This is a genomic window from Mycolicibacterium sp. lyk4-40-TYG-92, assembly GCF_030209435.1.
Taxonomy (GTDB): Bacteria; Actinomycetota; Actinomycetes; order Mycobacteriales; family Mycobacteriaceae; genus Mycobacterium.
This window is the reverse complement of the sequence record NZ_JARVRX010000011.1, coordinates 234,390-255,409: the sequence shown is the minus strand read 5'-3', so window position 1 is coordinate 255,409 and position 21,020 is coordinate 234,390. Positions and strand designations below refer to the sequence as shown.

At 67.7% G+C, this 21,020-nt stretch carries 24 protein-coding genes; 14 read left to right on the top strand and 10 right to left on the bottom strand.

Features of this window, described 5'->3' with window-relative positions; genetic code table 11:
- Entirely contained in the window at positions 1-2,100 is a 2,100-nt protein-coding gene (locus QRN63_RS18175; RefSeq protein WP_285032120.1) for an LCP family protein, read from the top strand.
- Positions 2,101-2,178: 78 nt separating this feature from the next.
- Positions 2,179-2,847, top strand: coding sequence for a phosphate signaling complex protein PhoU (gene phoU / locus QRN63_RS18170; RefSeq protein ID WP_267315841.1), 669 nt, complete (start codon positions 2,179-2,181; stop codon positions 2,845-2,847).
- Positions 2,848-2,876: 29 nt separating this feature from the next.
- Here phoU and QRN63_RS18165 read toward each other — a convergent pair whose 3' ends face one another.
- The gene (locus QRN63_RS18165) at positions 2,877-3,485 is read right to left on the bottom strand and encodes a TetR/AcrR family transcriptional regulator (RefSeq protein WP_285032119.1); all 609 of its coding nucleotides are present in this window, start codon (positions 3,483-3,485) and stop codon (positions 2,877-2,879) included.
- A 66-nt stretch (positions 3,486-3,551) separates the two neighbouring features.
- Between QRN63_RS18165 and QRN63_RS18160 the strand changes: the two genes are divergently transcribed.
- Entirely contained in the window at positions 3,552-4,172 is a 621-nt protein-coding gene (locus QRN63_RS18160; protein WP_285032118.1) for an NADPH-dependent FMN reductase, read from the top strand.
- Positions 4,169-5,581 (top strand): DHA2 family efflux MFS transporter permease subunit, encoded by a 1,413-nt coding sequence (locus tag QRN63_RS18155; RefSeq protein WP_285032117.1) that lies wholly within the window; start codon positions 4,169-4,171, stop codon positions 5,579-5,581. The genes QRN63_RS18160 and QRN63_RS18155 overlap by 4 nt, the downstream gene beginning before the upstream one ends.
- Here the strand turns inward: QRN63_RS18155 and QRN63_RS18150 are convergent.
- A complete protein-coding gene (locus tag QRN63_RS18150) occupies positions 5,571-6,545 on the bottom strand; it encodes a quinone oxidoreductase family protein (RefSeq protein WP_285032116.1) in 975 nt (324 codons plus the stop codon). The genes QRN63_RS18155 and QRN63_RS18150 overlap by 11 nt on opposite strands.
- A 74-nt stretch (positions 6,546-6,619) precedes the next feature.
- Here QRN63_RS18150 and QRN63_RS18145 point away from each other — a divergent pair, with 74 nt between their 5' ends.
- Positions 6,620-7,144, top strand: coding sequence for a MarR family transcriptional regulator (locus QRN63_RS18145; protein ID WP_285032115.1), 525 nt, complete (start codon positions 6,620-6,622; stop codon positions 7,142-7,144).
- On the opposite strand, the gene pstB is transcribed toward QRN63_RS18145, so the two are convergent.
- The 6 genes from pstB to QRN63_RS18115 form a co-directional block, all read right to left on the bottom strand.
- Positions 7,141-7,917 carry a phosphate ABC transporter ATP-binding protein PstB gene (gene pstB / locus QRN63_RS18140; RefSeq protein ID WP_267315847.1) on the bottom strand — a complete coding sequence of 259 codons (777 nt, stop codon included), beginning with the start codon at positions 7,915-7,917 and terminating at the stop codon, positions 7,141-7,143. The two genes, QRN63_RS18145 and pstB, sit on opposite strands and share 4 nt — an antisense overlap.
- A 16-nt stretch (positions 7,918-7,933) precedes the next feature.
- The gene (gene pstA, locus QRN63_RS18135; protein WP_285032145.1) at positions 7,934-8,848 is read right to left on the bottom strand and encodes a phosphate ABC transporter permease PstA; all 915 of its coding nucleotides are present in this window, start codon (positions 8,846-8,848) and stop codon (positions 7,934-7,936) included.
- Between the two features lie 8 nt (positions 8,849-8,856).
- Complete coding sequence (gene pstC / locus QRN63_RS18130) at positions 8,857-9,888, bottom strand: phosphate ABC transporter permease subunit PstC (protein ID WP_285032114.1); 1,032 nt, start codon at positions 9,886-9,888, stop codon at positions 8,857-8,859.
- Positions 9,889-9,960: 72 nt separating this feature from the next.
- A complete protein-coding gene (gene pstS, locus QRN63_RS18125; RefSeq protein ID WP_285032113.1) occupies positions 9,961-11,070 on the bottom strand; it encodes a phosphate ABC transporter substrate-binding protein PstS in 1,110 nt (369 codons plus the stop codon).
- 149 nt (positions 11,071-11,219) lie between these two features.
- On the bottom strand, positions 11,220-12,110 hold the full coding sequence (gene mshD / locus QRN63_RS18120) for a mycothiol synthase (protein WP_285032112.1): 891 nt from the start codon (positions 12,108-12,110) through the stop codon (positions 11,220-11,222).
- Positions 12,107-12,883, bottom strand: a complete 777-nt coding sequence (locus QRN63_RS18115; protein ID WP_285032111.1) for a winged helix-turn-helix transcriptional regulator — start codon at positions 12,881-12,883, stop codon at positions 12,107-12,109. The genes mshD and QRN63_RS18115 overlap by 4 nt, the downstream gene beginning before the upstream one ends.
- Before the next feature lie 209 nt (positions 12,884-13,092).
- Between QRN63_RS18115 and lmeA the strand changes: the two genes are divergently transcribed.
- The 7 genes from lmeA to QRN63_RS18085 all read left to right on the top strand — a co-directional run bounded on the left by lmeA (position 13,093) and on the right by QRN63_RS18085 (position 17,135).
- Positions 13,093-13,890 carry a mannan chain length control protein LmeA gene (gene lmeA, locus QRN63_RS18110; protein WP_285032110.1) on the top strand — a complete coding sequence of 266 codons (798 nt, stop codon included), beginning with the start codon at positions 13,093-13,095 and terminating at the stop codon, positions 13,888-13,890.
- Positions 13,887-14,312 (top strand): thioredoxin family protein, encoded by a 426-nt coding sequence (locus QRN63_RS18105; RefSeq protein ID WP_285032109.1) that lies wholly within the window; start codon positions 13,887-13,889, stop codon positions 14,310-14,312. Before lmeA ends, QRN63_RS18105 begins: the two co-directional genes overlap by 4 nt.
- A gap of 29 nt (positions 14,313-14,341) precedes the next feature.
- Positions 14,342-14,434, top strand: coding sequence for an Ms5788A family Cys-rich leader peptide (locus QRN63_RS29675; RefSeq protein WP_350224456.1), 93 nt, complete (start codon positions 14,342-14,344; stop codon positions 14,432-14,434).
- 101 nt (positions 14,435-14,535) lie between these two features.
- Entirely contained in the window at positions 14,536-15,003 is a 468-nt protein-coding gene (locus QRN63_RS18100) for a DUF4395 domain-containing protein (RefSeq protein ID WP_267315852.1), read from the top strand.
- Positions 15,004-15,041: 38 nt separating this feature from the next.
- Positions 15,042-15,878, top strand: coding sequence for a sulfurtransferase (locus QRN63_RS18095; RefSeq protein WP_285032108.1), 837 nt, complete (start codon positions 15,042-15,044; stop codon positions 15,876-15,878).
- Between the two features lies 1 nt (position 15,879).
- Positions 15,880-16,182 (top strand): DUF1416 domain-containing protein, encoded by a 303-nt coding sequence (locus tag QRN63_RS18090; protein WP_020098804.1) that lies wholly within the window; start codon positions 15,880-15,882, stop codon positions 16,180-16,182.
- A 293-nt stretch (positions 16,183-16,475) separates the two neighbouring features.
- Positions 16,476-17,135, top strand: coding sequence for a heme-binding beta-barrel domain-containing protein (locus QRN63_RS18085; protein ID WP_285032144.1), 660 nt, complete (start codon positions 16,476-16,478; stop codon positions 17,133-17,135).
- 394 nt (positions 17,136-17,529) lie between these two features.
- Here QRN63_RS18085 and QRN63_RS18080 read toward each other — a convergent pair whose 3' ends face one another.
- Positions 17,530-18,318, bottom strand: a complete 789-nt coding sequence (locus QRN63_RS18080) for an aminodeoxychorismate lyase (protein ID WP_502888158.1) — start codon at positions 18,316-18,318, stop codon at positions 17,530-17,532.
- Positions 18,319-18,388: 70 nt separating this feature from the next.
- Between QRN63_RS18080 and ygfZ the strand changes: the two genes are divergently transcribed.
- Positions 18,389-19,453 carry a CAF17-like 4Fe-4S cluster assembly/insertion protein YgfZ gene (ygfZ, locus tag QRN63_RS18075; RefSeq protein ID WP_285032106.1) on the top strand — a complete coding sequence of 355 codons (1,065 nt, stop codon included), beginning with the start codon at positions 18,389-18,391 and terminating at the stop codon, positions 19,451-19,453.
- A 204-nt stretch (positions 19,454-19,657) separates the two neighbouring features.
- Positions 19,658-19,864: a DUF3073 domain-containing protein gene (locus QRN63_RS18070; protein WP_267315856.1), complete on the top strand. Its 207-nt coding sequence runs from the start codon at positions 19,658-19,660 to the stop codon at positions 19,862-19,864.
- Between the two features lie 58 nt (positions 19,865-19,922).
- Here QRN63_RS18070 and purM read toward each other — a convergent pair whose 3' ends face one another.
- Positions 19,923-21,005 carry a phosphoribosylformylglycinamidine cyclo-ligase gene (gene purM, locus QRN63_RS18065; RefSeq protein WP_020098790.1) on the bottom strand — a complete coding sequence of 361 codons (1,083 nt, stop codon included), beginning with the start codon at positions 21,003-21,005 and terminating at the stop codon, positions 19,923-19,925.
- Positions 21,006-21,020 lie beyond the last annotated feature (15 nt).

Sequence of the window (21,020 nt, the reverse complement as noted above, 5' to 3'; positions counted from 1 at the left end):
GTGAGCGACCGCGACCGGACCACCCCCGGTGAGGGTGACGGCGACAACCCCTGGGTAACCCGTACGACGCGGGCCGCGGGCCCCGTCCGGGCGCCGTGGGAACGCGCCGGTCACCTACCCGAACCGCCGGCCGACGAGGTCACCGGCAGCCACGGCGGTGGTGGCGTCACGGTCGCCGAACTCATCGCCCGGCTCTCCGGCGGCGCGGTCCCGCCGGCGCCCGCCATCGAGGCACCCGCGCCACCCGAAACCACGTCGCAACAGAAAACTGCCGCGCCACCGCGCACCGCGCCGAAGCCGGTACGCCCGACGCGGCCCGAGCCGGCGCCCGAGCCTGCCGGCGCACCGAATGCACCCGCTGCTGAAGAACCGCCGCGCACCGCCCGCCGTCGAATCGAATCCGATCCCGTCACAGAGGTTTTCGGCGCACCGCCGGCCGAACCCGGCACGCTGCCCGAACGGCCGCACGCCGTGGTGCGCACTGACGTCCGGAACTACATCGACCATCCGGAGCGTCCGACGCATGCCGACACTCCGCCACCGGTCGATCACCACACCCGCCATCGGTTCGCGGTGGCCGGCCGCATCCTCATGGCCCTGGTGGCCGTCATCGCGCTGTCGATGACCGGTGCTGCCTGGCAGTGGCAGAACATCAAGAACAACAACATGAACCGGGTCTCGGCGCTGGACCTCAACTCCCGCGACATCATCGACCCCAACGCCCAATTCGGTGACGAGAACTTCCTGATCGTCGGCGTGGACAGCCGCTACGGCCAGAACGCCGACATGGGCGCCGGTACCACCGAAGACGCGGGCGGCACACGTTCCGACACGATCATGCTGGTCAACATTCCAGCGAACCGCAAACGTGTTGTGGCAGTGTCGTTCCCGCGCGACCTGGCGATCAAGCCGACACAGTGTGAAGCCTGGGATCCGAAGACCGGCGGCTACGGGCCCATCTACGACGAAGACACCAAAAGCTATGGGCCCGACCAGGTTTACACCGAGACCAAGCTGAACTCGGCCTACTCGTTCGGCGGACCGAAGTGCCTGGTGAAGGTGATCCAGAAGCTCTCCGGCCTGTCGGTGAACCGGTTCATGGCAGTCGATTTCGCCGGATTCTCCAAACTCGTCGACGCCGTCGGCGGCGTCGAGGTCTGCAGCAGCACGCCCCTCGAGGACTACGAGCTGGGCACCGTGCTGGAGCACTCCGGCCGTCAGGTCATCGACGGCCACACCGCGCTGCAGTACGTCCGCGCCCGTCAGGTCACCACCGAGGTCAACGGCGACTACGGTCGGATCAAGCGTCAGCAGATGTTCCTGTCATCCCTGCTGCGGTCGATGATCTCCAAGGACACGTTCTTCAACGTCGGCAAGCTCAACAACGTCGTCAACCTGTTCATCAACGACTCCTCGGTCGACAACGTCACCACCAAGGACCTGGTGCAGCTCGGTCAGTCCATCCAGGGCGTCAGCGCCGGCCGCGTCACCTTCGTCACCGTGCCCACCGGCGTCACCGACTCCGAAGGCAACGAACCGCCGCGGGTCGACGACATGCGCGCGCTGTTCGACGCGATCATCAACGACGATCCGCTGCCCGAGGAACGCAACTCCGACAAGGCCCCGGTCCCATCCGCGGCGGCCACGCCCAGCACGACCGCGGCCGCCCCGGACGGCGAAGAGGTCAACACCACCACGACCGACCCGAGCCAGGTGACGGTCCGGGTGTCCAACTCGACCGGTCAGGACGGCCTGGCCGCGACCGCGACCAAGGAACTCGAGCAGCACGGCTTCACCGTCAACTCGCCGGACGACTATCAGGGCCAGGTGACGTCGACGACGGTGTTCTTCTCGGCGGGGCACGAACAGGCCGCCGCGACCGTGGCGTCCACGCTGCCCGGCGCCCACGTCGAGCGGGTGTCCGGCCTGGGAGACGTGGTACGGGTGGTGCTCGGAACCGATTTCACCGCAGTGGGAACCCCGGCGGCCGGCGGCTCAGCGGCCCAGATGCGGGTGACCCACGGCAGCCTGTCCGGAGAGCCGACCAAGCTGCCGGAAGACCTCAGCATCACCAATGCGGCCGACACCACCTGCAAATAGCATCTGACCTGTCCCATTCACCGGGCGTTCACTGCCAGATCACGGCACGTCTCATGGCCAGAAAGTAGTCTGGAGCGCATGCGTACCGCGTACCACGAGCAGCTTGAAGGCCTGACCAACCGCCTGGGCGAGATGTGCGGACTGGCGGGTGTTGCCATGGAGCGCGCGACCCAGGCCCTGCTGCAGGCCGATCTGGTGCTGGCCGAGCAGGTCATCTCCGACCACGAAAACATCGCCACCCTGAGCGCGCAGGCCGAGGAGCAGGCCTTCGTCCTGCTGGCCCTGCAGTCCCCGGTCGCCGGTGACCTGCGCTCCGTCGTCGGCTCCATCCAGATCGTCGCCGACGTCGACCGCATGGGCGCGCTGGCGCTGCACGTCGCCAAGATCGCCCGACGCCGGCACCCGCAGCACGCACTGCCCGAGGAGGTCAACGGCTACTTCGCCGAAATGGGCCGCCTGGCAGTCGAATTGGGCAACACCGCGCAAGAGGTGCTCCTCACCCAGGACCCCGAGCGCGCCGCCCGCATCCAGGAAGAAGACGACGCGATGGATGACCTGCACCGTCATCTGTTCAGCGTGATGATGGACCGCGAGTGGAAGCACGGCGTGACCGCGGCGGTCGACGTGACGCTGCTCAGCCGCTTCTACGAACGCTTCGCCGACCACGCCGTCGAGGTCGCGCGCCGGGTGATCTTCCAGGTCACCGGCCGTTTCTCCGACGACGACGGCCTGCCCACAATCCGCTAGGCCGTCTTTGCTGCGGACGCCCGCCGGTTTCAGCGGCGGGCGTGTTCTGGTCGGTAGGCGCCGAGGAACGCGCTGATGCCGGCACGGACGACGTGTTCTGCGCTGATGTCGGACGCGGCAGCGACACTGCCCGCGGTGAGTTGAACCAGGTGCAGCGCGGCAATATCCGCATCGTCGATGTGCAGCAGACCCGCGGCGGCGTGCGCTTTCAGGTGGACGGCCAGGGCGCGGCGCACTCGGATGGGCCCGGCATCCTGCCACGCAGCGAGGGTGTCGGGGTCGATGTGGGCCGAGTCGGCCCGGATCTGCCGGACGAGCGCGAAATGGTCGGCCGTGGCCGGGTCTGGCGTTGACCAGGCGATCCCGAAGGTGACGAGGTCGCGTTCCAGGTCGACGATGCGCCCGAGTAGCCGATCAGCGAGGGCGATCTCGTGCTCCGCGACCCGGGTCGCACTATCGAGGATCACTGCCTTGAACAAACCCGCTTTGTCCCCGTAGTGGTTGTAGATCGTGCGGGTCGACACGCCGGCCGCCTGCGCGAGGGCGTCGATGCTGGCGCGGCTGTACCCGTCGCGGGCGAAGACGCGCAGGGCCCCGTCCAGCAGATCGCGTTGCTTGTCGGCTCTCACGGTAGGCACGGCTTAAGTCTGCCCAAGTACAACGATCATTGCAACCAATGCAATGATCGTTGTACTTTGATGGACATGACACACGTGACGCAGAACCCACACCACCCTGTCCGCCTCGCCATCGTGCTGGGAAGCACCCGGCCGGGCCGACGAAGCCCCCAGGTCGCCGATTGGGTGTTGGAGGCCGCCGCGGCGCACCTCGGCAAGCATGCAGCTGTCGAGATTGTCGATCTGACCCAGTTCGACCTGCCGCTCCTGGATGAGCCGATGCCCGCGGCGATCGGCGAATACCGCAACAGCCACACCAAACAGTGGGCGGCGACGGTGGCCCGGTTCGACGGCTTCATCTTCGTCACTCCTGAGTACAACCATTCGATGCCGGCGGTGCTCAAGAACGCGATCGATTTCCTGTTCGCCGAATGGAACGACAAAGTCGCCGGGTTTGTCAGTTACGGGCTGAGCGGCGGCACCCGCGCGGTGGAGCACCTGCGGTTGACCTTGGCCGAGGTGAAAGTCGCCACGGTGCGTACACAGGTCGCGCTCGGCTTGTTCACCGACTTCGACATCCCGGACATGACCGAGCCCGGCACGTTCGCACCAGCTGAGCACCACAGCGGCGTGTTGAACCGGATGCTCGACGAGATCGTCGACTGGGCGCGCGTCCTGCGCCCGTTGCGGGAGCGAGCCGAACCGTGAGCCGGGCACAGATCAGGCCCGACGCGACGAACCGAGCTGCGCCGATCGATCGGACGACGTGGCGGATGTGCTGGGTTGTCGTCTTCGGTGCGTTCGCCAGCGGTCTCGACGCATCCCTGGTCAACATCGGTCTGGACACCATCAGCCGCGACCTCGACGCATCGCTCGGCGAAACCCAATGGGTGGCCAGCGGCTACCTGCTCGCGCTTGGACTTTCGCTTCCGCTGGCCGGCTGGCTGAGCCGCCGGTTCGGCACCGGGCGGGTCTGGCTGACGGCACTGGCCGGCTTCACCCTGGCCTCCGGGCTCTGTGCCCTGGCACCGAGCATCGGTCTGCTGATCTCCGCACGAGTCCTGCAAGGGCTTGCCGGAGGCGTGCTCATCCCCGCCGGACAGACCCTGCTCGGCCAAGCCGTCGGACCAGACCGTCTCGGTCGCGTGATGGGGACCCTCGGCATCGCCGTCGGCGCGGCGCCGGCGATCGGCCCCCTCGTCGGTGGCCTCCTCCTGCACGCGTTGCCGTGGCCGTGGCTCTTCGCGATCAACCTGCCCATCGGCGCCGTGGGGCTGGTCCTGGGTCGCCGCTACATCCCCCGCGGGGTACCTGCCGAGACCAAGGGCATCGACAAGGCGGGGCTCGCGCTGGTCACCATCGGGATGCCACTGGTCGTGTTGTCGCTGACCGAATGGGGCAACTCTGGAACGATCAGTGCCACCACCGCCGCAGCCGCGGCGGCCGGGATCGCCGCGCTGGCCTGGTTCGTCGCCCACGCCTCCCGGACCGCCGACCCGCTGCTGGATGTGCGCCTCTACCGCAACGCCGCTTACCGTGCCGGCGCCATCGCGGCGATCTTTTCCGGAGCATTGGTCTTCGGCAGCGGCATTGTGCAGACGCTGTACTTCCAAATCGGCCGACACCTGGACCCGATCCACGCCGGCCTGAGCCTCTTCGGCGTGGCGGCCGCGACCGTCGTGTTCGCACCACTCACCGGGAGATGGATCGACCGTTACGGCCCGGCCAGGGTCTCGCTCGTCGGTTCCGTCATCGCGGTGGCAACCACGGCGCCGTTCATGATCCTGCCGGTGGACGCTCGCGGTTGGATCATTCAGCCCATGCTGATCGCGTACGGAGCCGCCGTCGCCATGGTGGCCACTCCGGCGGGCGTCGCCGCTTACGCAGCCGTGACCGCGGCGCAGCTTCCGGACGCCATCACCCAGATCAACATCATTCAACGGATCGGCGGCTCGCTCGGCGGAGCGATCTGCGCCGTCCTGATCGCATCCCGACTTCCGAACACCACTGCCGCTTTCCATACCGTGTTCGCCGCGCTCACCATCTGTGCGGTCGGCGCACTGGGCGGAGCCACGCTCATTCACCGAACGAATCGGCAGCCAAACATCAGGGCGTGATGACGACTCGGGTGCCGGAGGGTTCCTTTGCCGCCCAGACACTTTCGATGCCGGCGAGCGGGCGGGCTACGGTGGTCAGCTGTAGTTCGCCGGCGTCGAGCATCGCGAACAAGCGGGGCAGACCTTCGGTGCGCGCACGCCGTAGCGCCTCTGGCGGGACGCTGCCGATGCCCACGCCCTGGAGCGTGATTCCGGTGCTGCGCAATGTTGCAGCGTCGATGTCGATGCTCGCGCCGGTCATCGACCCGACCTGGATGAAGCGCGTGGCGTGGAAGTGGGCCGACGGATGCGCGGCGGCCAGGGCAGCGAGGGTCTGCTGTGCGGGCATGCCCCAGAGGTAGTCGATGACGGCATCGAAGGGCTGCGCCGAGTGTTGGGCGACAACGCTTTCCGTGAGATCGGCCGACCCGAGTGTGATGACGTCGTCGGCCCCGACAGTGCGGAGCCACTCCAGTCGTTCGGGGTTGCGGCCGGCCACCACAACGCGTCCGGCCCCGAACACGAACTTGGCCAACTGCACGGCCAGTGATCCCGTGACGCCGGTGGCGCCGAGGACCAGCACGTGGTCGCCGGGTTTGGTCTGGGCGGCGTAGTCCAGGCTCATCCACGCCGACATGCCGGGATTGGGTACCGCGGCTGCAGTGATGGAGTCGACGTGCTCGGGCACCAGGACGGCGTCGGCCGGGTTGACGAGGGTGCGTTCGGCCATCAGCCCGTACGGTGCCAGCGACGCGGTGTACACCCGGGAGCCGTCATCGAGGCGGGCAACACCGTCCACCCCGGCGATGGCTGGTAGCTGAATCTCCTTGCTGCTGTAGTGCTTTCCCATGATCACCATGCGGCTGAGGTTGGTCAGTGCCGACGCCTCCACGGTGGCGATGACGGCGCCGTCGCGCGGCTGGGGTTCGGGAAAATCCAGGTACCGGGGCTGCCGGCCCCACTCGTGCACGACCGCTGCTTTCATGCGCGCTCCTCAGATCGAAATGGTTTCTTTGGAAACTATATGCCGCGCACAGCCGGGATGGCAAGATGGTTTCCGTGAAAACCAAGTCTGCGTTGATCACCGAGATCAGTGCACTGGTGGGTGCGGTGGCGGACAAGTTCGACACCGACGAGAGCGATGCCGAACGCGACTACCTTGCCGAACGCTGTCCGGCGCGGCTTGAACGCGCCGTGCGTGAGCTGCCCACCCTCAGCCTGCATCTGCTGGCGGTGCTCGCCGACGGGCCGATCAGCGTGGTGGGGCTGGCCGCCCGCTCCGGGCAGCTCAAGGGCACGGTGTCCAAGCATGTGCAGCGTCTGGTCGATGCCGGGCTGGTCAGCAGGTCACCGGTGCCGGGTAATCGCAAAGAGCTGCAGCTGAACCCCACCCCGGACGGGAAACTCCTCATCGAGGTACACCAGCGCATGCACGACGAGATGGACGCCGGCAGGTACGACTTCCTGTCGCGCTACACCGCCGCCGAGCTGGCGGTGCTGGACCGGATGCTGCAGGACCTGCTGGCCGCCGACCGCGACGGCGTGCGCCTCGTCCCTGCCCAGCAGAAGCCTCGCGAGCCCTAACCGAAGCGGCCGGAGATGTAGTCCTCGGTGGCTTTCTTGGTCGGGTTGGAGAAGATCTTCTCGGTGTCGTCGATCTCGATCAGTTGGCCGGGCTTGCCGGTGGCCTCGAGGTTGAAGAACGCCGTCTGGTCGCTCACCCGCGCGGCCTGCTGCATGTTATGCGTGACGATCACAATCGTGAAGTCCTGCTTCAGTTCTGCGATCAGGTCCTCGATGGCGAGCGTCGAGATCGGGTCGAGCGCCGAGCACGGCTCGTCCATCAGCAGCACGTCGGGCTGCACCGCGATGGCGCGGGCGATGCACAACCGCTGCTGCTGACCACCCGAGAGACCACCGCCGGGCTTGTCGAGACGGTCCTTGACCTCGTTCCACAGGTTGGCGCCCTTGAGCGATCGCTCGGCGACCTCGTCGAGCGTCTTCTTGTTGCGCACGCCCTGCAGCTTCAGCCCGGCCACCACGTTGTCGCGAATGGACATGGTGGGGAACGGGTTCGGGCGCTGGAACACCATGCCGATGGTCTTGCGCACGCCGACGGGGTCCACGCCGGCGGCGTAGATGTCGTCACCGTCGAGCAGCACCGAGCCGGTGGCGCGGGCGCCCGGGATCACCTCGTGCATGCGGTTGAGGGTGCGCAGCACTGTGGACTTGCCGCAACCCGACGGTCCGATGAACGCCGTCACGCTGCGCGGCTCCACCGACAGGCTGACGCTCTGCACGGCGTGGAAGGAACCGTAATAGATGTTGAGATCCTTGAGATCCAGACGCTTGGCCATTATCCCGTACTCCTGCTCAAACTTTCTTGGGGGCAAAGAACTTGGCGCCCAACCGCGCTGCCACATTCAGCAGCGCGATCAGCAGCACCAGGGTCAGCGCCGCGCCCCACATCCGGTCGGTGGGGACCTCGTTGGCACCGGCACCGGCGCCGATCTGGTCGTACATCATGCCCGGCAGCGAACCCATGAAGCCGCCGAACATGTCGAAGTTCATGGCCTGTGCGTAACCCACCAGGACCAGCAGCGGGGCCGTCTCACCCATCACGCGGGCCAGCGACAGCATCACGCCGGTGACGATGCCCGACAGCGCTGTCGGAATGACAATGCGCACAATGGTTTTCCACTTGGGAATGCCCAGTGCGTAGCTGGCTTCACGCAAGTCCATCGGGACGATGCGCAGCATCTCCTCGGTGGACCGCACGATGACGGGGATCATCAGCAGCACGAGTGACAGCGACACCGCGAAACCTGTGCGCTGGAAGCCCAACGTGGCCACCCACAGCGCGTAGATGAACAGTGCGGCGACGATTGACGGGACACCGGTCAGGATGTCGACCATGAAGGTGGTGACCTTGCCCAGTCGGGTGCCGGCGCCGTACTCGACGAGGTACACCGCCACCATCACGCCGATCGGGATCGAGATGAGGGCACACACGAGCGCCTGCAGCACGGTGCCGACAATGGCGTGGTACGCGCCGCCGCCCTCGACGAATGCCGTCATGCCGGACTGCGAGTTCGTGAACCACTCCGCCGACGTGAGTGCCTTATAGCCCTTGGTGATGACGGAATACAGCACCCACACCAACGGAATCAGCGCCACGAGCACCGAGAAGCTGACGAGCACCGTCGCGAGGTTGTCGGTCACCTTCCGGCGCAGACCCACCCCTTCGAACGACTGGTGCTTGACCGGGCGCTCCAGCATCGCCGCCATCTTGGCGTTCATTTCGCCCCTCTTCCGGCCACGACGGCGCGCGCCGCGGAGTTCACCACGAACGTCAGGATGAACAACACCAGGCCGGCGGCGATGTAGGCACCCGCCTTGTACTGGTCGTTGAATTCGCTTGCGGTGGCCGCGATCTTGCTGGCGAACGTGTAGCCGCCGTCGAACAGGGTCCAGCTGAACTGCGTCTGCGTACCGCGCAGGATGATCAGCAGTGCGATGGTCTCACCGAGCGCGCGGCCGAGGCCGAGCATGGCACCGCTGATGTAGCCCGAAAGACCGAAGGGCAGCACCGTGGTGCGCACCACTTCCCACCGGGTGGCGCCCAGCGCCAGCGCGGCCTCGATCTGGCCGCGTGGCGTCTGGATGAAGACCTCACGGCTCACGGCGGTGATGATCGGCAGGATCATCACCGCGAGCACGATGCCCGCGGTGAAGATGGTGCCGCCACCGGCCACCGACGCATTGCCGGTCTTGAACAGGAACAGCCAGTCGAGATTCTCGTTGAGCCACAACGCCAATGGCTTGAGCACGGGTGCCAGCACGTAGAGGCCCCACACGCCGTAGACGATCGACGGCACCGCGGCCAGCAGGTCCACCACATACGCCAGCGGACCGGACAGCCGGCGCGGCGCGTACTGCGTGACGAAGATCGCGATACCCAAGGCGACCGGCATCGCGATCAGCAGCGCGAACACCGACACGAAGACGGTGACCTGCAACAGATCGAAGATGCCGAAGTGCATCGCGGAGGTGTCGGTGGTGACCCAGTTGCCGCCGAAGGTGAAGAAGTTCTCCTTGTTGCGGGCCAATGCCGGGACGGCGCGCCACAGCAGGAACACACCGATGGCCGCGATGAGGGCGACGATCAGAACGCCGGAGCCCTCGGCGAGCAGACGGAAAACCCGGTCGCCCACGCGCACTTTCGACCCCTTTGACGGGTCGGTGGCCACCGGCGACGGCGTGGGGAAGGGTGCGGCGAGCGCCTCCCCTGACCCCGCGTCAGCTGGGTTCGGTGTTGTCACTGTCATCCTGTCAGGAACCTAACGATCGTGGGCTCCGGTTCCATCCTCGCTGCGATGGAACCGGAGCGCCAGCGCTACTTAAGCGATTGCGTCGACGGACTGCAGCAGACGCGACTTGAAGGCGTCGGGCAGCGGGATGTAGCCCGCCTTCGACAGGTTGGCCTGACCCTGGTTGGCGGCGACCTTCAGGAACGACTTCACCGCGGCGGCGGTGTCGGCGTCGTAGCCCTTGGAGCAGACGATCTCGTAGGTGGCCAGCACCAGCGGGTAGGCGCCGGCTTCCTTGGTCGAGTACAGCGACTTCAGGTCGAGGGCCAGGTCGTTGCCGTCCTTGGCGAACTTGGCGGAGGCAATGGCCTTCTTGGCGTTGTCGTCGGTCAGTTCGACTGCGCCCGAACCGGTGTCGATCTGCGCGAACGGCAGTCCGGCGGCCGCGGCCGGGCTCTTCTCCACGTAGCCGATGGCGCCCGGGGTGGCCTGGACGGCCTGCACGACGCCGGCCGACTTCTGCGCGCCCTCACCGGCGCCGCCCTGGAACTCGCTGCCGGCGCCCTTCTTCCAGGTGTCGGGAGCCGCGGCGGACAGGTACTTCTGGAAGTTGTCGGTGGTGCCCGACGAGTCCGAACGGTAGACCGGCTTGATGTCGGTGTCGGGCAGCGTGGTGCCGGCGTTCAGCGCGGCGATGGCCGGGTCGTTCCACTTCTTGATCTCGCCCTGGAAGATCTTGGCCAGCACGTCGGCGTTGATGACCAGCTTGCTCACGCCCTCGAGGTGGTAGGCCAGGGCGACGGGGCCGAAGACCAGCGGCAGGTTCCACGCCGGGTTGCCACCGCAGCGCTCGGCTGCCTTCTCGATCTGCTCCTTGGCCAGCGCCGAGTCGGAACCGGCGAAGTCGACCTGCTTGGCGATGAACTGCTGGCGGCCGGCACCCGAGCCGGTGCCGTTGTAGGACAGGTTCTTGCCCGAGCAGACCTGGCCCCAAGCCTTGTTGAACTCGGCGATCGCATTCTGCTGCGCGGTCGAGCCCTCGGCGGTCAGCGCGTTCTTGCCGCCGCAATCAGCCGAGGCGGAACCGGACGACGACGCGGTGCCGGACTTGTTGTCGTTGCCACATGCGGTCATACCGACGGCAAGCGATGCGGCCGCTGCGGTGACGACGAATGCTTTACCGATGCTGGTGAACTTCACGGGTCCTACTTTCGGTGTCGGCCGATGGTCGGCTTTCAAGGGTCGGCTTCCGACTCCCGCGCAACGTATGCGGCCGTGGTGGACGTATTCCTGATGCCGAATGAACACCGGGTGAACACGGTCAGGGACTTTTCAGCCAACTCGCTGATTCAGCTAACGGTTGGGGCTTCGGCGTAGGCGACGTCGGCGCTGTACAACTCGAACCCCAGCCGTCGGTAGGTTTTCACCGCCGCGGTGTTGTCTGCCTCGACATACAGCAGTACGGTCCCGTCCGGCCCCAGCCGGTCGGCCAGATAGTGCAGACCGGCCAGCGTCAGCAACGCACCGAGGCCACGGCCCTGCGCGTCCGGGCCCACCCCGACGATGTACACCTCACCCAGGCCGGAACCTGGGTGAATTTTCGTCCAGTGGAAGCCGAGCAACCGCTCGCCGGCGGTGTCGGCGGCGTCATACGCCAGGAACAGCCCGGCCGGGTCGAACCACGACTCCCCCCGGCGCTCGTCCACCTCGGCCTGCGTCCAGCCGCCCTGTTCGGGGTGCCAGTGGAACGCCGCGTTGTTGACGCGCAGCAGTTCGGCGTCGACTTCGGGTCCCGGATATGTGGTCAGCCGAACGCCCGGTACCTGGGTCAGAGGAGGCAGCGCAGCCAGCGAGCGGCGCATCTGCCAGAGTTCGCGCACCGCGGTCAGACCGAGCGCGGCGGCGGTGGCCCGCGCGGCATCGAGGTTGCCGTGCGCCCAGATTCGGGTGGCCGGGCCACCGGCGGCCAGGCCGGTGCGGATGAGTTCGCTGCCGATTCCCTGCCGCCGCGCGTCGACGGCGACGACGGCCTCGGCCATGTCGGGCGCGAGATTCAGATAGCCGACCAACGCGCCCGAGGCACGTGCCAGCAGGTGCCGGGTGCGGTCCAGCGGGAGTTCGCGCAGCACCTGGTCGCCGACGGGGGCGACGCCGTCGGCGGCGGTTGCCGCCGCGACGAGTTCACGGATGGCGGTCTGGTCGGCAGCACTCAGCGCGGTGTGCCACGTCAGTTCCGTCACTGCGCGGGCAGGGTCTGCCGGGCGCCGTTCTCGACGTCACCGGTGTCGCCGTCGTCATCGTCGTCGATGTCGTCGACCGCCTCGGCGGCACCGTTGGTGCGGCCGCGCGCGGGCCGAACGGCCTTGTAACCGACGTTGCGGACGGTGCCGATCAGCGATTCATAGTCGGGGCCGAGCTTGGCGCGCAGGCGCCGGACGTGCACGTCGACGGTGCGGGTGCCGCCGAAGAAGTCGTAGCCCCACACCTCCTGGAGCAGCTGGGCGCGGGTGAACACCCGGCCGGCGTGCTGCGCCAGATACTTCAGTAACTCGAATTCCTTATAAGTCAGGTCCAGGGGCTTGCCCCGCAGCCGGGCGGTGTAGGTGCCCTCGTCGATGACGAGTTCGCCGAGCGTGATCTTGCCGGCGCTCTGCTGGTCGGCGACACCGTTGCGGCGTCCCACCAGCAGCCGCAGCCGGGCGTCGATCTCGGCCGGGCCGGTGCCGGGCAGCAGGATTTCGTCGATGCCCCACTCGACGTTGACGGCCACCAGGCCGCCTTCGTTGACCACGGCCACCACGGGCACGGACGCGCCGGTGCTGCCCAGCAGACGACAGAGTCCGCGGGCGGCCGCGAGATCAGTGCGTGCGTCGACGATCGCCACATCGGCGTTGCCGGCTTCCAGCAACGACGACACCTCGGAGGGTGCCGGCCGCACGCTGTGCGGCAGTAGCGCCAGCGCCGGGAGTACAGACTCCGGGTGCGGGTCGACGGTCAGTAGCAGAAGATCCAACGGGTCCTCCAGTGCGTCCGGGGCCGCACCGGACCGTCCCCGGCGACGACGCTGTCGCGGTTCAATCCGATTCAACCCCGGAGAATCATGGCTGACACGTGACCGTTACCGGCCAACGATGACCTAACGATAGCTTGCCACCTGCGATTTAGCGGCTTTGAACGGCCGGTCGCGACGTCACGCGGCTGGGCGTACGCCAGAATGTCCGGATGCGTACGGTGCTGAAGCGGCTGCTGATCCCAGCGGCCGTGCTGATCCTCGCGGTCGTCGGCACCGATTTCGGCTTTGCCATCTTCGCCGAATACCGCATGGCCCGCAGCGTCCGGACCGCGGCCCACCTGCACTTCGACCCGTGGGTGTCGATCCTCGGATTCCCCTTCGGCACCCAGGCGGCACGGGGCCGCTACCAGCAGGTCGAGGTCAAGGCGGCCGCCGTCGCGCACCCCGTCGTGGGGAAGGCTTCCATCGAGGCCACCTTGTACGACATGGTCGCAACTCCCAAGTCCTGGCTGATCGGACCCGACGCCAAATTGACCGCGGCGAAGCTGGAAAGCCGCATCATCGTCGACTCGACCCATGTCGGCCGCTTCATGGGCATCAAGGACCTGTTGGTGGAAGCCCCCACCAATGATTCGAACGACGCCACCGGCGGCACCACCGAATCCGGCATCTCCGAGAACCACGGCCTGGTGTTCACCGGGACCCCGACCGCCGCCGGCCTCAACAAGCGCGTCAGCGTCTCGGTGGACCTGTCCATCACCGGTGCCGACCACACGAACCTGGTTTTCACCGCCACCGAGGTGCTCACCGGCCCGGGCACCGCCGAAGAGCCGGTGCCCGACGACAAGAAGCCCGCGGTCCTGCGCGCGTTCTCCACCACGATGCCGGGAATGAAGCTGCCGTTCGGGCTGACCCCGACCAGCGAGGGGGCGCGCGGCTCCGACGTGATCATCGAAGGCATCGCGACGGGAGTAACCGTGCCGCTGGATGGGTTCAGACAATCATGAACTCCACAGTTGTGGTGCTGACGGTCCTGGTCGCCGCACTCGGGATCGCCTACATCATCGGCCGCCTGCTGACGCTGCGCGCGGGCCTGATGAGGGAAGTGGCGCCGGCCGAACCGTCCGCCGAAAACGACAACTCCGATCTCGGCCTGTCCACCACCGGCCCGACCGTCGTGCATTTCAGCGCAACGTGGTGCGGACCCTGCGCGGCCGTCCGCCGCGTCGTCGACCAGGTGTGTGACGACCTCGGGGTCGCGCACGTCGAGCTGGACCTCGACGCCAATCCCGTTGCGGCCCGACGCCTGTCGGTGCTCTCGTTGCCGACGACGTTCATCTTCGACGCCTCGGGGCAGCAGCGGTACCGCACCGCGGGGGTCCCGAAATCCGCTGATCTGCGCGAGGCCCTGCTACCGCTGTTGGCTTGAGCACCCCGTTGTTGGGTAAGCTGTCTGCCGTGTTAGCCCCCCGCGAGCTCCTGCTCACCAAGCGTCGCGCAGTAGATCTGTGCCGCGTTGCGGGTTGTTGCTGTTGTTGTTGTAGCTGCTGAGTAGCCGCGCCGTCGTTTCGTGTTGCGCTCCGAGCAGCTTTCCGCGGCGGGCCGCGAATCAGACCCTGCGGCCGCCTCCCATTAACAACAGGAGCTTTCCCATGTCAGACAATTCCATCGAAACCCCGCAGGTCGACGTGCGTGGCCCCCGCTTCGCGGCCTGGGTCACCACCGGCGTACTGGTCGCTGCGCTGCTGGCGTCGGCTGCGAGCCCGACCGCCGCGGCCGTCATTCTCGGCGTGCAGGCCGTGGTGTTCGCGATCGGCGCCATCGGCGGGCCGCGCAAGCACCCCTACGGCCGGATCTTCGCCACCTTCATCGCGCCGCGGCTGGGTCCGGTGACCGAGAAGGAACCCGTCGCGCCGCTGAAGTTCGCCCAACTCGTCGGGCTGCTGTTCGCGATCGCCGGATTCGTCGGCTTCGCGACGGGTATCACCGCGCTGGGACTCGGTGCCACCGCGTTCGCGTTGATCGCCGCCTTCCTCAACGCTGCCTTCGGCATCTGCCTGGGCTGCCAGATCTATCCCCTGGTGGCGCGGCTGCGCCGCACCGCGGCCCCCGCCGCCTGACCTGCCAGAGCTCAAAAGCAACCGAAAGGAATTCGTACATGGCACGTTCCGACGTCCTGGTCTCGACCGAATGGGCCGAGAACAACCTCGACACCGCCGGCGTGGTGTTCGTCGAGGTCGACGAGAACACCAGCGCCTACGACGACGAGGGGCACATCCCCGGCGCCGTCAAGCTGGATTGGCGCGATGATCTGCAGGACTCGGTCAAGCGTGACTTCGTCGACCAGCAGCAGTTCTCGAAGCTGTTGTCCGACAAGGGAATCAGCAACGACGACACCGTCGTCCTGTACGGCGGCAACAACAACTGGTTCGCGGCCTACGCCTACTGGTACTTCAAGCTGTACGGGCATGACGACGTCAAGCTGCTCGACGGTGGCCGCAAGCGCTGGGAGCTCGACGACCGCCCACTGGTCAAGGACGCCACCGTCCGCCCGGCGACCTCGTACGAGGCCAAGCCGATCGACAACAGCATCCGCGCATTCCGCGACGAGGTGATCGCCGCGATCAACACCAAGAACCTGGTCGACGTGCGCTCGCCCGACGAGTTCTCCGGCAAGATTCTGGCGCCGGCGCACCTCCCGCAGGAGCAGAGCCAGCGCCCCGGCCACGTGCCGAGCGCCATCAACGTGCCGTGGAGCCGGGCCGCCAACGACGACGGCACCTTCAAGACCGACGAGGAGCTGGCCAAGATTTACGCCGACGCCGGCCTTGACGGCGAGAAGGAGACCATCGCCTACTGCCGCATCGGTGAGCGTTCGTCGCACACCTGGTTCGTGCTGCAGGAACTGCTGGGCCACCGGAATGTAAAGAACTACGACGGCAGTTGGACCGAATACGGCTCCCTGGTGGGTGCCCCGATCGAGTTGGGAAACTGATATGTGCTCTGCACCCAAGCAAGGCCTGACGCTGCCGGCCAGCGTTGATCTGGAGAAGGAAACCGTTATCACCGGCCGCGTCGTCGACGGCTCGGGCCAGCCGGTCGGTGGCGCGTTCGTGCGGCTGCTGGACAGCACCGACGAGTTCACCGCCGAGGTCGTCGCGTCGGCCACGGGTGACTTCCGGTTCTTCGCCGCGCCCGGCACCTGGACGCTGCGTGCGCTGTCCAAGGTCGGCAACGGCGACGCCGTGGTGGCGCCGACCGGTGCCGGCATCCACGAGGTCGACGTCAAGGTCGCTTAGGAGCCGGCGCTCCACTCTCTGGCCGCGAGCGGCCGTGTTTGTACCCGACACACCGTGTCCGGACGTACAAATGCGGCCGCTCGTCGCATGTCAGGGGCCGGTGCGGCGCACGTCACACCGGCATCCCTAGTAACCTGTCTGTCCGTGGTGCTTTTCTTCGAGATCCTGCTGGTCGCGGCCACGCTGGCCATCACCTGGTTCGCGCTGTACGCGCTGTACCGCCTGATCACCGACGAGTCGTGACGTCCGACCAGGACCCCGCGCAAGCGAGGAGCGATTCGGCCTCGGACGGCTTGGGCGAACTCGGCGCGCTGGCCGGTTCCGGTGACCGTGCCATCGCCGCGGCGGCTGATCGCGCCAAGGCCACGGCCGCGCGCAACGTGCCCGGGTTCGACGACCTGCCGCTGCCCGCGGACACCGCCAATCTGCGTGAAGGCGCGGACTTCAACGATGCCCTGCTCGCCCTGCTGCCGCTCGTCGGCGTCTGGCGCGGCGAGGGCGAAGGCCGCGATTCCGCCGGCGACTACCGGTTCGGCCAGCAGATCATCGTGTCGCACAACGGCGGCGACTATCTCAACTGGGACGCCCGCTCCTGGCGGCTCGACGAGAACGGCGACTACGCCGGCCCGGGGCTGCGCGAGACCGGCTACTGGCGGTTCGTGAACGACCCGAACGATCCCCGCGGACAGGACGAGTCGCAGGCCATCGAGCTGCTGCTGGCGCATTCGGCCGGCTACGTCGAGCTGTTCTACGGCACCCCGCTGAACCACGCGTCCTGGGAACTGGCGACCGACGCCCTGGCCCGCAGCAAGTCCGGCATGCTCGTCGGCGGCGCGAAGCGGCTGTACGGGATCATCGAGAACGGCGACCTGGCCTACGTCGAGGAGCGCGTCGACGCCGACGGCGGCCTGACGCCGCACCTGTCCGCGCGGCTGTCGCGTTTCGTCGGCTGACCTCAGCCAAGTGGTCGACGCGGGGACGTCCGCGTCGACGACCGCACACACGCCGGCCGGCACTGATCCTGATCGCCGCCGGCCGCGAAGGTAACCAAGCGGCGGAAACCAGCTCCGAAAATCGCCATGGTGTTGCACTCGCGGCGGCGAGCACCGCCCCCGGACATGAGGCGACCCCCGAGCCAAGGTTCCTGGTTGGACAAGACCGGGAGGCTCGGGGGCCGGGTGGCTGCGGGAATTCGCGAGTGCGCTCGGACGAATTACCCGGCGCTACTGGCGGGCAGCCACCTCACATGTCCTCAAAGAATCAATCAATTTGTCGGACCACCTCCTTCCCTGTGTACGTGCGACCGTACTCCCGGCTCTGAGCCTCGACAACCGTTTTTTCTCGGGCTCAGATCTGCCCGTCGATCAGCTCGGCAATCAGGGTCTCGAACGGTGAACGCGCCAGCGCCCGCCCGTCCAGGGTGTGCACCCGCGCCGCCAGCGTGATCGCCGACAGCAGCCAAACACCTTGTGCCGCAATCAAATCGTGTACCGTCACGCGCCGGTACACGCAGTCGATCCCGCGTGTCGCGGCGGCCGCGAACAGCGCACGCTGTGTGGTCGACGGCAGGATCGACGACGCATCGGGCGTCACCAGAACCGGTTCGCCCGCTGAACCAGCAACCGCCAGAACGACGGCCGACCGTGGTCCTTCGAGCACCGCGCCCGTCGCGTCGACGAACACGGCGTCGCCGGCGCCGGCCAGTTCGGCATGGCGTAGCGCGGCCACGTTCGCCGCATAGGACAGCGACTTCGCCGCGGCGAGCGGCCAGGGCGGCCGCACCAGCGTCACCGCCGCGACGCCGTCCCGACGGGCTGCGGCAGCGCGCGCCGGCACGGCCGAGACCATCACGAAGGCGACCGCAGCGTCGCTGCCGCGGCCCAGCACGAGCCGCAGCACCGCTTCCCCACCCGGCCACTGGCCGATTCCGGCCGACACCGCCGTCCGCCACCTGACGGCGTCGGGACACGGCAGGCCCGCCAGCGCGGCCGACCCCGCCAACCGCGTCAGGTGCTCGTCGAACAGGACCACGACGCCGTCGCGCACCAACGCCGTCTCGAAGACCCCGTCGCCGCGGGAGAACACCGGATCGTCGGCGCGAATCGAGGCCCGGCAGCCGTCGACCGCGACGACGATGGGCGGCGGGACGGTCGGCCTGGTGGTCACGGCCAGAAGGCTAGTCGGGCGCGCGAACTAGGCTCGAAGCATGAGTGCAGTTCCCGCCCCCGAATCCGGACCCGACGCCGGCGCCGTCTGGCACTACGGCGACCCGCTCGGGGAGCAGCGCAGTGCGGCCGTCGACGCGATCATTGTGGACCGCGGCCACCGCGCGACCATCGAGCTCACCGGCGATGACCGCCAGGGCTGGCTGCACACCATCTCGAGCCAGCACGTCAGCTCGCTGCCGGAGGGGTCCGTCGTCCAGAACCTGAGCCTGGACGGACAGGGCCGGGTCGAGGACCACTGGCTGCAGACCGAGCTCGGCGGCGTCACCACGCTGGACACCGAGTCGTGGCGCGGGCAGCCGCTCGCCGACTTCCTCCGCAAGATGGTGTTCTGGTCGAAGGTCGAGGTGAACCCGGCCGACCTCGCGGTGCTCTCACTGCTCGGGCCCGCCGTCAACCAGCTGGATCTGCCGACCCCGGATACCGAGTGGACCGCGGCCGCACTGCCCCAGGGCGGTTTCGTGCGTCGGCTGGGCCCGCAGGAGATCGAACTGGTGGTGCCGCGGGCCGATGCCGCAGCGTGGCGGCAGCGGCTGCTGGACGCCGGCGTCCGGCCGGCCGGGCTGTGGGCCTACGAGGCGCTTCGGGTGGCGGCGCTGCGACCGCGGCTGGGCGTCGACACCGATGAGCGCACGATTCCGCATGAGGTCGGCTGGATCGGCGGGCCGAGCGTTGGCGCCGTGCATCTGGACAAGGGCTGCTATCGCGGCCAGGAGACCGTCGCGCGCGTCCACAATCTGGGCAAGCCGCCCCGCATGCTGGTGCTGCTGCATCTCGATGGCGGTGACGACCGTCCCGCGACGGGTGATCCGGTGCTTGCCGGTGGCCGGACGATCGGCCGGGTGGGCACCGTCGCGGAGCATGTGGACCTGGGCCCGATCGCGCTGGCGCTGCTCAAGCGCGGCGTTCCGGCCGATACCGAGCTGACCACCGGCGGCGACGCCCAGGTGCCCGCCGCGATCGACGCGGACTCGCTGCCGGGAGCGGACACGTCCGCCGGTGCGGGCCGGGCCGCGGTGGACCGGCTGCGCGGCGGCGCCCGGTAGGCGCCGTCGGTGTGCCAGTTGTCCCCTGTCTTCCTGCATCACGCCTGGACCGCTCGCCTTATCCGCCCTCCGGATCCCCGGTGAGGGTGGCCTGCCAGCATGAGACCGCCGGGCACGGTAAGCTAACGGCAGGACAATAAACAACACTCAGATCGGAGCCGCCTGCACATCGGGCCGCTCCGTTATTGCGCGAGGGGGTCCCCTATGGGCCGCGGCCGGGCAAAGGCAAAGCAGACCAAGGTTGCTCGAGACCTTAAGTACAGCTCACCGCAGACCGATTTCACTCGGTTGCAACGAGAGCTCTCGAACGACTCCGTTGGTTACAGCAGTGCCGTCGACAACGACTTGGACGACGACGCCGACGATCTAGACGGTCGTTGGGTCGTACCCGAGGACGACTGGCGTCACTAGACCCCACGAGCGGCCCTGAGTCCAGGGCCGCAGGCCCAGCCCCGCGCAGACCTGAAGGTCAGAAGCGCGGGTGCTGGCCCACCAACTCGGCGCGAACGCTGCTCTTGCCACCCTTGTTCACGGTGCCCAGAGTCCAGCAGTCCAGGTGCCGGGCAGTCAGAATCGCCAGCGCGCGGTCGGTGTCCTCCGGCGCGACGACGGCGACCATGCCGACACCCATGTTGAACGTCTTCTCCATTTCGGCACGCTCCACGCGGCCGCGCTGGGCGATCATCTGGAACACCGGTGCCGGCGTCCAGGTACCGCGGTCCATCTCGGCCGTCAGGCCGTGCGGGATGACGCGTTCCAGGTTTCCGGCCAGTCCGCCACCGGTGACGTGGCAGAAGGTGCGCACCTGGGTCTCGGCGGCCAGTGCCAGGCAGTCCTTGGCGTAAATGCGCGTCGGCTCCAGCAGCTCTTCACCGAGCGTGCGGCCGAACTCCTCGACATGTCCGGACAGGCTCATGCGGTCGATCTCGAGCAGCACCTTGCGGGCCAGCGAGTAGCCGTTGGAGTGCAGGCCGGTGGCGGCCATGGCGATGATCACGTCGCCGGGGCGGACGTTCTCGGGGCCCAGCAGATCGTCGGCCTCGACGACGCCGACTCCGGTCGCGGAGATGTCGTAGTGGTCGGGCTCCATCAGCCCCGGGTGCTCGGCGGTCTCACCGCCCAGCAGCGCGCAGCCGGCCTGCACGCAGCCTTCGGCGATGCCCGAGACGATCTCGGCCACCCGCTCGGGCACGGTGCGGCCCACGGCGATGTAGTCCTGCAGGAACAGTGGCTCGGCGCCACACACCACGAGGTCATCCACGACCATCGCGACGAGGTCGATGCCGACGGTGTCGTGTTTGTCCATGGCCTGCGCCACGGCGAGCTTGGTGCCCACACCGTCGGTCGACGAGGCCAGCAGCGGCTCGCGGTACCCGGCTTTCAGGCCGAACAGCCCGGCGAAACCTCCGAGGCCGCCCCGCACCTCTGGGCGGGTGGCCTTCTTCGCGTGGGGTTTGAACAATTCGACGGCGCGATCGCCTGCCTCGATGTCAACCCCCGCCGAAGCGTAGGAGGCGCCAATCGATTCAGCTCGCTCATCCTGGCTAGTCATCGGCCCCAAGGCTAC

Coding starts and splice junctions, on each gene's coding strand:
- phoU (WP_267315841.1), top strand. CDS start 2,179: ATGCGTACCGCGTACCACGAGCAGCTTGAAGGCCTGACCAACCGCCTG.
- QRN63_RS18160 (WP_285032118.1), top strand. CDS start 3,552: ATGACACACGTGACGCAGAACCCACACCACCCTGTCCGCCTCGCCATC.
- QRN63_RS18150 (WP_285032116.1), bottom strand. CDS start 6,545: ATGAAAGCAGCGGTCGTGCACGAGTGGGGCCGGCAGCCCCGGTACCTG.
- pstB (WP_267315847.1), bottom strand. CDS start 7,917: ATGGCCAAGCGTCTGGATCTCAAGGATCTCAACATCTATTACGGTTCC.
- pstA (WP_285032145.1), bottom strand. CDS start 8,848: ATGGCGGCGATGCTGGAGCGCCCGGTCAAGCACCAGTCGTTCGAAGGG.
- pstC (WP_285032114.1), bottom strand. CDS start 9,888: ATGACAGTGACAACACCGAACCCAGCTGACGCGGGGTCAGGGGAGGCG.
- lmeA (WP_285032110.1), top strand. CDS start 13,093: ATGCGTACGGTGCTGAAGCGGCTGCTGATCCCAGCGGCCGTGCTGATC.
- QRN63_RS18105 (WP_285032109.1), top strand. CDS start 13,887: ATGAACTCCACAGTTGTGGTGCTGACGGTCCTGGTCGCCGCACTCGGG.
- QRN63_RS18100 (WP_267315852.1), top strand. CDS start 14,536: ATGTCAGACAATTCCATCGAAACCCCGCAGGTCGACGTGCGTGGCCCC.
- QRN63_RS18095 (WP_285032108.1), top strand. CDS start 15,042: ATGGCACGTTCCGACGTCCTGGTCTCGACCGAATGGGCCGAGAACAAC.
- QRN63_RS18090 (WP_020098804.1), top strand. CDS start 15,880: ATGTGCTCTGCACCCAAGCAAGGCCTGACGCTGCCGGCCAGCGTTGAT.
- ygfZ (WP_285032106.1), top strand. CDS start 18,389: ATGAGTGCAGTTCCCGCCCCCGAATCCGGACCCGACGCCGGCGCCGTC.
- QRN63_RS18070 (WP_267315856.1), top strand. CDS start 19,658: ATGGGCCGCGGCCGGGCAAAGGCAAAGCAGACCAAGGTTGCTCGAGAC.
- purM (WP_020098790.1), bottom strand. CDS start 21,005: ATGACTAGCCAGGATGAGCGAGCTGAATCGATTGGCGCCTCCTACGCT.